The following is a 13,252-nucleotide window of genomic DNA, read 5'->3' as shown; positions in this document are numbered from 1 at the left end:
ATCGCCGGTCCGGAGGCTGTCCGAGCTTGCTGCTAGAGGTAATGATTCTCCCTGAGATAGCGGATGATGCGCTCGCAGGCCTCGTCGGTCGACATTTCTGACGTGTCGATGGTGATCTCCGGCGCCTGCGGCGTCTCGTAGGGATGATCGATGCCGGTGAACGCCGGCAGCTCTCCCGCCCGTGCCTTGCGATAGAGCCCCTTGGGATCGCGATGCTCACATTCGGCGAGCGGGGTCGCGACATGGATCTCGATGAACTCGCCTGCCTCGACGCGCTTGCGCGCCAACTCGCGCTCGCTGCGGAACGGTGAGATCAGCGCGACCAGCGCGATCATGCCGGCGTCGACGAACAGCGCCGCGATTTCCGCAGTGCGCCGGACGTTCTCCGCCCTGTCCGCGGTGGAGAAGCCGAGGTCGCGGTTGATGCCGTGGCGGAGATTGTCGCCGTCGAGCAGCGCCGCGTGACGTCCGAGCTCGGCAAGCCTGCGGTCGACGAGATCCGCGATCGTCGATTTGCCGGCGCCGCTTAGTCCCGTGAACCAGAGCACGCAGGGCCGCTGCTGCTTCAGCTGCGCCCGCACCGATTTATCGACGGCAAGCCGCTGCCAATGAATGTTGGTGGCGCGGCGGAGCGAAGCGTCGATCATTCCCGCTGCGGCCGTGCGGTGGCTGATCGGATCGACGAGAATGAAGCTGCCCATGTCGCGGTCGTCGCGATAGGCCTCGAACACCAATGGACGGTCGAGGTTGAGATGGGCGTAGCCGATCTGGTTGGCGCCGAGCGTGGCGGCGTCTTCATGCGCCATGGTGTCGATGGCGATGCGGTGCTTGAGCGTCGTGATCACCGCGCCGGTCGAGGCCGCGCCGCATTTGAGCACATAGCGCCGGCCGGCGACCATGGCCTCGTCGTCGAACCAGACGAGATGGGCGGCCAGCTGATCCGAGACCTGTGGCGCCGGCCCCGCCGTCAGCACGTCGCCGCGACTGACGTCGATCTCGTCGGCCAATGTGAGCGTCACCGATTCGCCCGCCGCAGCCCGATCGCGCTCGCCGCCGGGCGTGAGAATGCGCGCGATGCGCGTCTGACGGCCCGAGGGCTGCACGGCGATGGTCTCGCCGATCGCGATCGTTCCGCTGGCAATACGCCCGCAGAAGCCGCGAAACTCCGCATGCGGCCGGTTGACCCATTGCACCGGCAGCCGGAACGGCCGCTGCGAGACGTCGCCGGAAACGTCGACCGATTCCAGATAGGCGGTGACGGTCGGCCCAGCGTACCAGGGCATCCGCGCGCTGGCGGCGACGATGTTGTCGCCGTCGGGCGCGACGACCGGAATGCACTGGACCTGCGAGATTCCGAGCTGTCCGGCCATGGTCAGATATACGGCAGTGATGGCCGCAAAGCGATCCCCGTCGAATCCGATCAGGTCCATCTTGTTGACGGCGAGCACGACGTGACGGATACCCAGCAGCGACAGGATGTGGCTGTGGCGCCGCGTCTGCGTGATCACGCCCTTGCGGGCATCAACCAGCACCACGGCGAGATCGGCGTTGGAGGCGCCGGTCGCCATGTTGCGCGTATACTGCGCATGTCCCGGCGTGTCGGCGACGATGAAGCGGCGCAGCTTGGTGGCGAAGAAGCGGTAGGCGACGTCGATCGTGATGCCCTGCTCACGTTCGGCCTGCAAGCCGTCGACCAGCAGCGCGAAATCGAAATCGCCACCGGTGGTGCCGACGGTCCGGCTTTCGGACGCCAGCGCGTCGATCTGGTCGTCGAGCAGCGTCTTGGAATCGTAGAGCAGCCGGCCAACCAGCGTGCTCTTGCCGTCGTCGACGCTGCCGCAAGTGACGAAACGCAGCGTCGGACGATCATCCTGTTCGAGCCGCGGCGCATCGGAGGCGGCGATCGTGGGGGCCTCGTGATACGACATCAGAAGTAGCCTTCCGCTTTCTTGCGCTCCATCGATGCCGGACTGTCCCGGTCGATCATGCGTCCCTGCCGCTCGGAAGTGCGCGAGGCCATCATCTCGCGCACGATGTCGGGGAGCGTTGCCGCGGTCGAGACCGTGGCGCCGCTGAGCGGATAGCAGCCGAGGGTGCGAAACCTGACGGAGCGCCATCGCGGCTCTTCGCCTGCAAGCAGCGGCATCCGCTCGTCGTCCACCATGATCAGCGCGCCGTCGCGCTCGACCACCGGACGCGAAGCCGCCAGATAGAGCGGAACGATCGGGATGTCCTCGGCGAGGATGTAGTCCCAGACGTCGAGCTCGGTCCAATTCGACAGCGGAAAAACCCGCATGCTCTCGCCGGGCGCGAGCATCGTGTTGTACAGGCTCCACAGCTCGGGCCGCTGGTTCTTCGGATCCCAGCGATGCGCCGTGCTCCGGTGCGAGAACACGCGCTCCTTGGCGCGCGATTTCTCCTCGTCGCGCCGCGCACCTCCGATCGCGGCGTCGAAGCCGTGGAGGTCCAGCGCCTGCCGCAACGCCTGGGTCTTCATGACATCGGTGTAGCGGGCCGAGCCGTGAGTGAAGGGGTCGATGCCCTGGCTCAAGCCGTCAGTGTTGGTATGGACGATCAGGTCGATGCCGAGTTCGCGCGCGCGGCGGTCGCGAAACGCGATCATCTCGCGGAACTTCCATGTCGTGTCGACGTGAAGCAGCGGAAACGGCGGCTTGCCGGGATGAAAGGCCTTCATCGCCAGGTGCAACAGCACCGAGGAGTCTTTGCCAATGGAATACAGCATCACCGGCTTGCGGAATTCGGCCGCCGTCTCCCGCAGGATGTGGATGCTCTCCGCCTCCAGGCGGCGAAGATGGCCGGCGGGGTGAAGCTGCTCGCGGCCGGTACTTTCAAGGAGCGCGGGCTCGGTGCTCGTGGGAATGTCCAGCATGCTGATCACGCGGCCTCGGCGAACCATTCGCCGAACAGATGCGCCGAAATTGCCGCATTCAGGCCGAGATCGCGAACGCACGCCGCGACCGAAGCTCGGTAGCCGTCATTGACCCCGCAGCGCTCCAGAATCTCCAGCTGAGCTTCGCTCACCGAGGCCGTCGCGCGGCGCTGGTAGCGATAGGCGCTATCGGAGGTGTGCAGATTGGGCACCTTGTAGATCGTCGCTTCGCTCGGGAAGATGACGCGCGCGTTGTTTGCTTGCACGTCTCCCGGTTCCCGCCATGACGTCACGGCATTCTCGGTGAAGCTGCTCGAAAGGCCGAGGCGGTCGAACAAGATGCGCACCGACGACAGGGCCTCCTTGCTTACCTCGTAGACGTAGTGGGTGACGGGAACGCCGTGTTGTTGCGCGTAACTTGCGACGCGGGCCGCGCTGATTGCGGCAACGACATAGTGCCGCAGCAATGTGTCTTCGGGCGCGCGCGAAATCAGTTTCTCGAGCCATGATGCCAGCGAACTCGCCGGCTCGCGATCGAGCATGATGAGATGCAGACGGTGGCGCGGATAGCCTGCTTCGACCAGGAGCTGCAGCGGATTGAACAAGCTCTCGGCAAGGACGTAGGGCCCGATCGTTTCCTTGCTGAAGATGTGCGGCTCGTCGCTTGCCGAGGGGATGATCCAGGGCGCCAGCGGGCGGCCGACGAGCGCGTCGCGCAGGATCGCCTTCAGCGGTTGATAATATGAAGGCATGCCGGTCATGCCGAACAGATTGCTGAGGGCAGTCGATCCGACTCTGGCCTTGCCGCATGCAAAATAGAGCATCGGAAAGTCCTGCGCCGGACGATGCAGGAAATCCTCGGCGAGGCAGTCCGTCACTTCACGCATCAACGTCGCGAGCGTGACGGCTCTGGTCTGGAATTCGCCCACTGGGGACAGCAGCATGGTGTCGAGGGAACTATGCTGCTGCCGAACGAGATCGGCCATTCGTTCGAGCGAATCGGCGGAAATTGCGTCGATGTTCATGTCGGGGGCCCACTGCAGGGAGTTCCACGAGCGGTTGCTCATGAGATATTTTCCAACCTACAGTTGTCAGTGGTGCCGGACAATTCCGGGGAATCCCGGAGGCGCTATCCATAAGCGACGAGCATTGAAGATGTGCTCGTCGCCGCCATGCAGTTTCATGCCGCGCGCACGGTGTTGAGGAACTTCTCGACTTCCGTCTTCAAGAGGCTGCTTTCACTCGACAGCGAGCGCGCCGATGCCAACACCTGCCCCGACGCCGCGCCGGTCGCACTCGCGCCATGACTGACCTGGGCGATCTTGTCTGCGACTTCGACGGTTCCCTTGGCGGCTTCGCTGACGTTGCGCGCAATCTCGGCCGTCGCTGCACCCTGTTCTTCGATCGTCGCTGCAATGGTGGACGAAATGTCTGAAATGCAGGCGATGGTCGCGCCGATTTCCTTGATCGCTCCGACGGAGTCCTCGGTTGCCGATTGCATGCCGGCGATCTGCGCGCTGATTTCCTCGGTCGCTCGTGCGGTTTGCGCCGCGAGCGCCTTCACCTCACTCGCCACGACTGCAAAGCCGCGGCCGGATTCCCCGGCGCGCGCCGCCTCGATCGTTGCGTTCAGCGCCAGGAGGTTGGTCTGTTCGGCAATCGCGGTGATCAATTTGACGACGTCGCCAATTCGGCCCGCCGCCTTGAGCAGTTCATTGATCCGGACGTCGGTGCGCTCGGCCTGCCTGACCGCTTCGCTGGCGATGCGGCTGGAATCGTGGACCTGGCGACCGATCTCGACGACCGAGGTGCTCATTTCCTCGGCTGCGGACGCGACCGCTCCGACATTGGTGGACGCTTCCTCCGAGGCCGCCGCGACCATTCCGGAGAGTTCCTGGGTCTCTTCCGCGGTTCCCGACAGCGTACCGGCGGCTGCCTCGAGCTGCTGGGAGGCTGCTGACACCGAATCGATGATGCCGCCGACCGCGGCTTCGAACACGCCGGCGAGCTGGGCCATCTCTTCCTTGCGCTGAGCGGCCGCAGCGGCTTCCTGATTCTTCTGCTCCGCCTCCATCTGCTCGATACGGATCAGGTTTTCCTTGAAGGTCTGAGCCGCGCGAGCGTTGTCGCCGACTTCATCGCCGCGGCGCGTGTAGGGAATCTCGACCGCCTTGTTGCCGCCGGCGAGCTGGAGAAGCACATCGCCGATGCGCCGGATCGGCCGGGCGATGTTCGACACGGAAAAGACGGCGGACCCGATCAACGTCAGGACAACGAAGACGCCGACGATCAATGCGAAGGTGGCGACGCGGTCCAGTTCGGCCAGCATCTCGCCCTTGCGGCGCGCGGCGAATTCGTTGGCAACGCCGACCAGATCGTCGATCCGTTTGCTGACTTCCAGGGCTGCCGGACGCATACGCTCTGCGAGAATGGTGGCCTTCGTCGATTCTGCCGCAGTCCTGGCGCCGCCGGAGGGGACGCCAATGACGGACTTTTGCGCCCCCGCCAGTTCAATGCCGCTGGCCAGATACGCATCGACGAATTTCTTGGTCTCACGATAGGCGTCCTGGGTGACCCTGCGGGTCGCCCGGTCGGTCGCCGCATCGATTTCCGCGCCGGCTTCGCCTGCTCGCGCGCGGAGATTCTCGAGGAGCTTGTCAACCTCTCCGGCTGACGAGGCGGAGCTGATCTCGAGAGCTGCGAGCTGCGCCCGCGCCATCGCCGTCTGCGCCGCTTGTGCATTGCCTTTGTTGAGATAGTTGATCGTGACCAAGCGATTGGATTCGGCAATCGACCGGTTGCCGAGCATCTGGTTGGTCAGCATGCCGCAGACCAGCACAACGCTCACGCCGGTGACGATGCCGAGCTTCGTTCCAATGCGAAACCTGAATGACCCCACCGCTCTCTCCTCGCGTTGCTGTATAACAGGTATTCGCAACCAATGATTGAGATTTGGGTAATATTCGCGGATCTCCAGTAGAACTACGGCCGACGTATTCGACAATGGAATTTTCCTGCATGGTTCCGCTATGTGCGCGCTCGTGCTTTGAGTTCCCCCGACTCTGTCCTAGCGTGAGTTGATGCCTTTCCAGGATCGACCCAATTCCTATCGGCCGCAATTCGGCGGCTCGCCGTTCGGTCGGCGCTTCTCCGGATTATTGCCGTGGATGTTCGTGGTGGGCATCGCGCTGGCCGTCGTGCTCACCTTTCGCCATGGAATGGGCTGGCTTGTTCCTGATGCCGATGGCGACCGCACGCGGAACGCCGAGATCGTTCTCGAGCAGGCGGGCCATCCCGATGTTCGCGAGCCGGTCGACGTCATTCGCACCATCGACGGCGACACCTTTCTCGCGCGCGTTCGTCAGCGCGGCGGCCGCGATCTCGTCGTGCGGGTTCGGTTGCGCGGCATCGACGCGCCCGAGATGAAAGCGTCTTGCCGGGACGAGCAGGACAAGGCCGAAGCCGCGGCCCGCGCATTGCGCGATCTGCTCGGTCAGGGCGACGTGACGATCGCCAATCTCGGCCCCGACAAATACGGCCGCGTTCTCGCCGACGTTGCGACCCGGCGGACTGCGAACGTTTCGGCGGCATTGCTCGCCGGCGGTTTTGTGCGAAGCTACAATGGCGGCCATCGCGACGGCTGGTGCGCGCCCAGCTGGCGCTTCTGGTAACAAAAAAGCCGCGTCCCGGGACGCGGCCTTTTCTTGTCTTGCCTTGATCCCGGCAATCAGCGCGTCACGACCACCGTCGTGCCGACCGAGACGCGGCTGTAGAGATCGGTGATGTCGTCGTTGAGCATGCGGATGCAGCCATAGGAGACGAAGCCGCCGATCGAGCCCGGCACGTTGGTGCCGTGGATGGCGTATTCGCCGCCGGCCAGCGTCATCGCCGCAACGCCCATCGGGTTGCGCGGCGAGCCGCCGGGAATGACGTCCGGGATGCTCGGCTTGTCGCGCTTCACCTCGGCGGGCGGCGACCAGGCCGGATTGCGGTACTTGCCGTCGATGCGGGTGGTGCCGGCCCACTGCTTGCCGGACTTGCCGACGCCGACCGGATAGCGCACGGCGTGACCGTTATCGAGAATGAGATAAAGCCGGCGCTCGTTGGTCTTGACCACGATGGTGCCCGGCGAATAGTCGGCCAGGTGGGTTCCCACCATTTCCGGCCGCGCCTGCGCTGCCGTCGACATCAAGACCCCTGCCCCGATGGTGGCGGCCAGCGCCACCGCGATCTTCATCGACATCAATATTCCCCTTGCCCGGACGAATGGTCCAAAATCTACGCAAAACCGGCAATCGCCGGCGACCCAGACATTCTTAACCGCGCCTGTTAACCGGTTGGTTTCCACGCACGGCCGCCAAGGGCCAGCCAGCCGGGGGAACAAAGGAAATGTTCGAAATAAAGTAAATGACCTGAAAACAACACTCGGCCGGAAAGATGCGGCCGCACCAGCACGCGCCCTGACATGTCCGTGAGGCTGTGAACGGCTGTTATTTCGCGGCCTCGGTGCGAAAGACAGTCTCGTGTCCCGGACAAGGCGCAGCGCGGAGCGGTGCGGCGCAGAGCCGGGACCCAGTTCTTCTCTTCGTGCGCGGCTCAAGGCCCCGGCTCAGCAGCGCACCGCGAAGTGCGCGCTGCGCTGCGTCCGGGGCACGAGAGCTCGTTTACGCCGACTTCTTGTTCTGCCGGTTCTTGACGAGATCATCGACCACGGCGGGATCGGCCAGGGTCGAGGTATCGCCCAGGCTGCCCGGTTCGTCCTCGGCGATCTTGCGCAGGATGCGGCGCATGATCTTGCCCGAGCGGGTCTTAGGCAGGCCCGGCGCGAACTGGATCTGATCCGGGGATGCGATCGGGCCGATCTCCTTGCGCACCCAGGTGACGAGCTCCTTGCGCAGGTCCTCGGTCGGCTGCACGCCGGCCATCAAGGTGACATAGGCGTAGATGCCCTGGCCCTTGATGTCGTGCGGGAAGCCGACGACCGCGGCCTCCGACACCTTCTCATGTGCGACCAGCGCGCTCTCGACTTCCGCGGTGCCCATGCGATGGCCGGAGACGTTGATGACGTCGTCGACACGGCCGGTGATCCAGTAATAGCCGTCGGCATCGCGGCGGCAGCCGTCGCCGGTGAAGTACTTGCCTTTGTAGGTCGAGAAATAGGTCTGCTCGAAGCGGGCGTGATCGCCGTAGACCGTGCGCATCTGGCCGGGCCAGGATCGCGTCAGGCAGAGATTGCCCGAGGTCTCGCCGTCCAGCACCTTGCCGTCCGCGTCGACGATCTCAGGCACCACGCCGAAGAACGGCTGCGTCGCCGAGCCCGGCTTCAGCTTGGTCGCGCCCGGCAGTGGGGTAATCAGGATGCCGCCGGTCTCGGTCTGCCACCACGTATCGACGATCGGGCAGCGATCGTCGCCGACGACGCGGTGATACCACTCCCACGCTTCCGGATTGATGGGCTCGCCGACCGAGCCGAGCAGGCGGAGCGAGGCGCGCGATGTCTTCTTCACGGGCTCGTCGCCCGACTGCATCAGGGCGCGGATCGCGGTCGGTGCGGTGTAGAAGATGTTGACCTTGTGCTTGTCGATGACGTTCCAGAATCTGGAATTATCCGGGTAATTCGGCACGCCTTCGAACATCAGCGTGGTCGCGCCATTGGCGAGCGGCCCATAGAGAATGTAGCTGTGGCCGGTGACCCAGCCGACGTCGGCGGTGCACCAGTAGATGTCGCCGTCGTGATAATCGAAGACGTATTGATGCGTCATCGAGGCGAACACGAGATAGCCGGCGGAGGTGTGCAGCACGCCCTTGGGCTGGCCGGTCGAGCCTGAGGTGTAGAGGATGAACAGCGGGTCCTCGGCGTGCATGTGCTCGACCGGGCATTCCGTCGTCACCATCTTTGCAGCGTCGTGGTACCAGAGATCGCGCGAGGGGTTCATGTCGATCTGGCCGCCGGTGCGCTTGACCACGACGACCCAGTCGACGCCGTCGGCCTTGGCGAGCGCGGCGTCGACGTTGGCCTTCAGCGGCACCTTCTTGCCGCCGCGCAGGCCTTCGTCCGCGGTGATGATCACCTTGGACTGGCAGTCATTGATGCGCTGGGCGAGGCTGTCCGGCGAGAAGCCCGCGAACACCACGGAGTGGATCGCGCCGATGCGCGCGCAGGCGAGCATCGCATAGGCCGCTTCCGGAATCATCGGCAGGTAGATGGTGACGCGGTCGCCCTTCTTGACGTTGCGGGTGCGCAGGATGTTGGCCATCCGGCAGACTTCGTCATGCAGCTCCTTGTAGGTGATGTGCTTGGACTGCGAGGGATCGTCGCCTTCCCAGATGATCGCGGTCTGGTTGCCGCGCTTGGCGAGATGGCGGTCAATGCAATTATGGGCGACGTTGAGGATGCCGTCCTCGAACCATTTGATCGAGATGTTGCCGGGCGCGAACGAGACGTTCTCGATTTTGGTCGGCGCGTGCATCCAGTCGATGCGCTTGGCCTGCTCCGCCCAGAAGGCGTTCGGGTCCGAGATCGAGCGAGCGTACAATTCCTTGTACTTGGCCTGGTCGACCCAGGCTCGCTTCGCCCACTCCGCCGGGACGTCGTAGATCTTCTCGGACATGCTTCCCTCCACATACGGCAGGCCGAACGTGGCGACCGGCGAGCCGACTTGATCATTGACTGATTATGCGTCGGGCTAACCGGGCCCGACAAGGAGCACAAGCTGGACCTTCGGCGGGCGGCCGGCCATGCGAAGGATCAAGGCCACCTGCTGCGACTGTCGCAGATCTGAAACAAGCCGGCGGGCGGCTTTCGGGACCTTGACCCAGCTCCGCGGAATAGGCCGGCGCAGGGGCCCGATGCAGTAATAGAGGTATTTAGAAACCACCTCTCACTGATTCGGGACTCGCAATAATGTTCGGAACACCCTAAATGGCCAACCCGGGTCCAAAGAGACCCTTCGGAACAAAAATCAGAACAGCGGCATTGACCGGTAACAGACAGGGCTAAGGCATAAGGCTATGATGGATCAGCAGAATCTCGGGACGATACGGCCCGCTTCAGCCGATCCTGCGGCCATTGCGCTGGCCAAAGCCCTCGGACAATGGCCGAAACCGGGCCCTTTCAGGCGTCCGAACCCGAAAAAGGCGTTCGACACGGCGCCCGCGGCGACGGTCGAGGCGCTCGCCAGGGAGCTCGGCCTGCGGCTCGGTGACCAGAACGAGCTGACCATCCGCCGCATCCGGCGCGGCAAGGGCTATTCCTTCGTCCGTCCCAACGGCGCGCATATCCGCGACGCCCGCACCATCCGCCGGCTGCACGCCATGGCGGTGCCGCCCGCCTATCGCGAGGTGCGCTATTCGTCCGATCCGAGCTCGCATCTCCAGGCCGTGGGACGCGATGCCGCGGGCCGGCTGCAATATCGCTACCACGCCGATTGGGAGAAGGTCCGCGAGCACCGCAAGGCGCATCGCCTGGAAAAGCTCGTCGGCGCGCTGCCAAAGATCCGGCGCAAGGTCTCGGCGTTCCTGTCGGGCGACGAGCCGACGCGTGAATTCGCGCTGTCGGCCGTGATCGAGCTGATCGCGCGCACCGCGATCCGCCCCGGCAATGAATCCTATGCCCGTCTCAACGGCACCCGCGGCGCGACCACGCTGCTGAAGTCCAACGTCACGCTGGAGGATGATTGCTTCGTGCTGACCTTCAAGGCGAAGGGCGGCAAGGCGGTGCGCAAGGAGTGCGACGCGGCCAAGCTGGTGCGCGCCATCGGCATTTTGCAGGGCGTCCCCGGCAAGCGCATGTTCCAGTATCGCGATGCCTACGGCATCGTGCGCGCGGTCAACACCACGCAGGTGAACGCGTTCTTGCGCGAGATCGCCGGCATCAAGATCTCACTGAAGGATTTCCGCACGCTGATGGCGTCCGCCGTCGTGGTGGAATCGCTGTCGCGGATCACACCGGCGACCAGCCAGCGCGGCCGCAAGAAGCAGGTGCTGGACGCAATCCGCGCCGCTGCCGACAAGCTCTCCAACACGCCGGCGATCTGCCGCAAGAGCTACGTCCACGACACCATCGTTACCGCGTTCGAGGACGGCATTCTCGAGCGCTTCGCCGCGACCATGAAGGGCCAGCGCTCGCAGGCGCGGCGCGAGCAGCTTCTGGCGCAGGTGGTGGCGACCGCCGCGGTGTAGCGCCGCGTCGCGCTGCCGTAGGGTGGGCAAAGTGCAAGCGTGCCCACCATTTGCTCGTGGTGAAAGGTGGTGGGCGGCGCGAAGAGCGCGCCTTTGCGCACCCTACGAGAGCTACTTCTTATCTGACACACCCATGTCCGGACCGGGATCACCGCCTGCGGCTGCGGTCGTGAGCCGTTCCATATAATGCGCCCACCCCGTGGCGTGCGCGGCGGCCTGCGCTTCGCTCGGCAGGCCGCTATGGGTCATGCGCAGCAGCGTGCCGCCGTCGCGCTCGATCAGGTCGATCTCGATCAGGCTCGAGCCGGGCGGCACTTCCTGGCCGCCTTCCCATCCGAACGTGTAGGCCAAACGATGCACCGGCACGACCTCGCGGAAGGCGCCGCGGGCGACGCCGCTGCGGGGGCCGATGCCCTTGAGCAGATAAAGCCCGCCGGGATGCGGCTCCGTGGTGGCATCGGAGCCCATCCAGCTCAGGATTTTCTCGGGGTCGGTCAGATAGGCGAAAACGGTGGCGCGCGGTGCGGCGATCTGGGTCTCGCGTCGCACTATGAACGGTTCGGTCATCGGCGATCATCCCTTCGCTGCCATTGGCACATGGCGGCGCCGAAGCGGCGCGTCAAGGATTGCCCGTGACAAAGACGGCCTGCCTTGGCCATGATCGAGCCATGCAGCTCTCCTCGACCCTCGCCTGGCTTGTCGATGCCGCCTCGGATAGCACCGGAGCGGACCGCCTGCTTGCGGAACTCGGCGCGCATCTCGTCGCCGACGGCGTGCCGCTTGCGGCGGGGGCCCTGACGCTGGAGGTGCCGCATCCTCTGATCGCGAAGCGGACCTGGTTGTGGCGTGCCGACAGCGGCCAGGTGATTGAAGCACTCGGTTTCGCGCCGGGCGGGTTGGCGCCCGATCCGCCCAACGATGCCGGCCGCCGCTGGCTGCGCGACACCGCGCGCGGCGAGGTCCACGAAAACACCATCGGACGTCCAGATGGGCCGCAGCTCGGCTGGATAGGACCGCGTCCCTTCACCGCGGACGACATCGGGCAATTGCGCCAGGCCGCGCGTTTTGCCGCGACGCCCCTCGCCGCGCTCGCCGCGCGCGCCACGTTGCGGGCGACGTTAGATGCCTATCTCGGCAAGCGCAGCGCGGAGCGGGTGCTGGCAGCGCCTCTGCGGCGCGATCTCGGCGAGACCATTCAGGCCGCGCTGCTCTATGCCGATCTGCGCAACTTCACGACGTTGTCGGAAACCTCTCCGCCTGCACAGGTCATCGCCGCGCTCGATGCCTGGTTCGACCGCATCGCCGGCGCTGTCCACGCCTTTGGCGGCGAGGTGCTGAAATTCATCGGCGACGGCGTGCTCGCGATCTTTCCGGTGGTCGAGGCATCGCCGCGCCGCGCCTGCGATGCCGCCCTGCGTGCCGCAGGTGCGGCCGAGGCCGGCATGGTCTATCTCAACAAGGAGCGCGGCGCTCAAGGGGTGCCGCCGCTGGCATTCGGTGCTGCGATCCATCTGGGCGAGATTCTGTGGGGCAATATCGGCGCCGCCAACCGGCTCGACTTCACGGCGATCGGTCCCGCCGTCAATCTCGCCAGCCGGCTCGAAGGCTTGTGCAAGCCGCTGGGGCGGACCGTGCTGGTGTCGGGCGCGCTCGCCGCGGAAACGGACATGCCGCTGATCGCGCTCGGATCGCATTCGCTGCGCGGCATTGCTGCGCCATGCGAGGTGTTTGCGCTGCCGGAGATGCCGGGCCGGATGCCGTAGCCCTAAACCCCGCCCATCTTGCAGACGAGTTTCCACTCCTCCGCCGTCACCGGCTGCACCGACAGGCGCGAATATTTCACCAGCGCCATGTCGGCGAGCTTCTTCTCGGCCTTGATCGTGGCCATCGTCACCGGCGTCTTCAGCGGCTTGTCGGCCTTGATGTCGACGCAGACGAATTTCCCGGTCTTGTCGGTCGGATCGGGATAGGCCTCCTTGCTGATCTCGGCGATGCCGACGATCTCCTTGCCCTCATTGGAATGATAGAAGAACGCCTTGTCGCCCTTCTTCATGGCGACGAGATTCTGGCGCGCGGTGTAATTGCGCACGCCGGTCCAGGCCTCGCCCTTGGCGCCCTTCGCCACCTGCTGGTCCCAGGACCACACCGACGGTTCGGATTTCACCAGCCAGTACGCCATGT

11 protein-coding genes are annotated in these 13,252 nt (G+C 64.9%); 3 read left to right on the top strand and 8 right to left on the bottom strand.

Going from position 1 to position 13,252, the window contains the following annotated elements; translation table 11 throughout:
- Nucleotides 1-32: 32 nt before the first annotated feature.
- The 4 genes from cysC to RAD04_RS13660 form a co-directional block, all read right to left on the bottom strand.
- Nucleotides 33-1,928, bottom strand: coding sequence for an adenylyl-sulfate kinase (cysC, locus tag RAD04_RS13675; protein WP_461624203.1), 1,896 nt, complete (start codon nucleotides 1,926-1,928; stop codon nucleotides 33-35).
- On the bottom strand, nucleotides 1,928-2,890 hold the full coding sequence (gene cysD / locus RAD04_RS13670) for a sulfate adenylyltransferase subunit CysD (RefSeq protein WP_461624202.1): 963 nt from the start codon (nucleotides 2,888-2,890) through the stop codon (nucleotides 1,928-1,930). Before cysD ends, cysC begins: the two co-directional genes overlap by 1 nt.
- Before the next feature lie 5 nt (nucleotides 2,891-2,895).
- Nucleotides 2,896-3,915, bottom strand: coding sequence for a sulfotransferase family protein (locus RAD04_RS13665; RefSeq protein WP_461624397.1), 1,020 nt, complete (start codon nucleotides 3,913-3,915; stop codon nucleotides 2,896-2,898).
- A gap of 155 nt (nucleotides 3,916-4,070) precedes the next feature.
- On the bottom strand, nucleotides 4,071-5,789 hold the full coding sequence (locus tag RAD04_RS13660; protein ID WP_461624201.1) for a methyl-accepting chemotaxis protein: 1,719 nt from the start codon (nucleotides 5,787-5,789) through the stop codon (nucleotides 4,071-4,073).
- A gap of 181 nt (nucleotides 5,790-5,970) precedes the next feature.
- Between RAD04_RS13660 and RAD04_RS13655 the strand changes: the two genes are divergently transcribed.
- Nucleotides 5,971-6,561: a thermonuclease family protein gene (locus RAD04_RS13655; RefSeq protein ID WP_461624200.1), complete on the top strand. Its 591-nt coding sequence runs from the start codon at nucleotides 5,971-5,973 to the stop codon at nucleotides 6,559-6,561.
- 56 nt (nucleotides 6,562-6,617) lie between these two features.
- On the opposite strand, the gene RAD04_RS13650 is transcribed toward RAD04_RS13655, so the two are convergent.
- Both RAD04_RS13650 and acs read right to left on the bottom strand, forming a co-directional pair.
- Entirely contained in the window at nucleotides 6,618-7,133 is a 516-nt protein-coding gene (locus tag RAD04_RS13650; RefSeq protein ID WP_461624199.1) for a L,D-transpeptidase, read from the bottom strand.
- 421 nt (nucleotides 7,134-7,554) lie between these two features.
- A complete protein-coding gene (gene acs, locus RAD04_RS13645) occupies nucleotides 7,555-9,501 on the bottom strand; it encodes an acetate--CoA ligase (protein ID WP_461624198.1) in 1,947 nt (648 codons plus the stop codon).
- Nucleotides 9,502-9,901: 400 nt separating this feature from the next.
- Here acs and RAD04_RS13640 point away from each other — a divergent pair, with 400 nt between their 5' ends.
- Nucleotides 9,902-11,071, top strand: coding sequence for a DNA topoisomerase IB (locus RAD04_RS13640; RefSeq protein WP_461624197.1), 1,170 nt, complete (start codon nucleotides 9,902-9,904; stop codon nucleotides 11,069-11,071).
- A 111-nt stretch (nucleotides 11,072-11,182) separates the two neighbouring features.
- Here the strand turns inward: RAD04_RS13640 and RAD04_RS13635 are convergent, their stop codons facing one another.
- The gene (locus tag RAD04_RS13635; protein ID WP_092261507.1) at nucleotides 11,183-11,638 is read right to left on the bottom strand and encodes an SRPBCC family protein; all 456 of its coding nucleotides are present in this window, start codon (nucleotides 11,636-11,638) and stop codon (nucleotides 11,183-11,185) included.
- 101 nt (nucleotides 11,639-11,739) lie between these two features.
- Here RAD04_RS13635 and RAD04_RS13630 point away from each other — a divergent pair, with 101 nt between their 5' ends.
- The gene (locus RAD04_RS13630) at nucleotides 11,740-12,834 is read left to right on the top strand and encodes an adenylate/guanylate cyclase domain-containing protein (RefSeq protein WP_461624396.1); all 1,095 of its coding nucleotides are present in this window, start codon (nucleotides 11,740-11,742) and stop codon (nucleotides 12,832-12,834) included.
- 2 nt (nucleotides 12,835-12,836) lie between these two features.
- Here RAD04_RS13630 and RAD04_RS13625 read toward each other — a convergent pair whose 3' ends face one another.
- The gene (locus tag RAD04_RS13625; RefSeq protein WP_461624196.1) at nucleotides 12,837-13,250 is read right to left on the bottom strand and encodes an EVE domain-containing protein; all 414 of its coding nucleotides are present in this window, start codon (nucleotides 13,248-13,250) and stop codon (nucleotides 12,837-12,839) included.
- Nucleotides 13,251-13,252: the final 2 nt, after the last annotated feature.

Source organism: Bradyrhizobium sp. 25ACV (assembly GCF_054863005.1).
This window is presented reverse-complemented; position numbering and strand designations above follow the sequence as displayed.

Excerpts from the sequence above, each read along its gene's own strand:
- cysC (WP_461624203.1), bottom strand. The coding sequence starts at position 1,928 with ATGTCGTATCACGAGGCCCCCACGATCGCCGCCTCCGATGCGCCGCGG.
- cysD (WP_461624202.1), bottom strand. The coding sequence starts at position 2,890 with ATGCTGGACATTCCCACGAGCACCGAGCCCGCGCTCCTTGAAAGTACC.
- RAD04_RS13665 (WP_461624397.1), bottom strand. The coding sequence starts at position 3,915 with ATGAACATCGACGCAATTTCCGCCGATTCGCTCGAACGAATGGCCGAT.
- RAD04_RS13655 (WP_461624200.1), top strand. The coding sequence starts at position 5,971 with ATGCCTTTCCAGGATCGACCCAATTCCTATCGGCCGCAATTCGGCGGC.
- RAD04_RS13650 (WP_461624199.1), bottom strand. The coding sequence starts at position 7,133 with ATGTCGATGAAGATCGCGGTGGCGCTGGCCGCCACCATCGGGGCAGGG.
- acs (WP_461624198.1), bottom strand. The coding sequence starts at position 9,501 with ATGTCCGAGAAGATCTACGACGTCCCGGCGGAGTGGGCGAAGCGAGCC.
- RAD04_RS13640 (WP_461624197.1), top strand. The coding sequence starts at position 9,902 with ATGATGGATCAGCAGAATCTCGGGACGATACGGCCCGCTTCAGCCGAT.
- RAD04_RS13635 (WP_092261507.1), bottom strand. The coding sequence starts at position 11,638 with ATGACCGAACCGTTCATAGTGCGACGCGAGACCCAGATCGCCGCACCG.
- RAD04_RS13630 (WP_461624396.1), top strand. The coding sequence starts at position 11,740 with ATGCAGCTCTCCTCGACCCTCGCCTGGCTTGTCGATGCCGCCTCGGAT.
- RAD04_RS13625 (WP_461624196.1), bottom strand. The coding sequence starts at position 13,250 with ATGGCGTACTGGCTGGTGAAATCCGAACCGTCGGTGTGGTCCTGGGAC.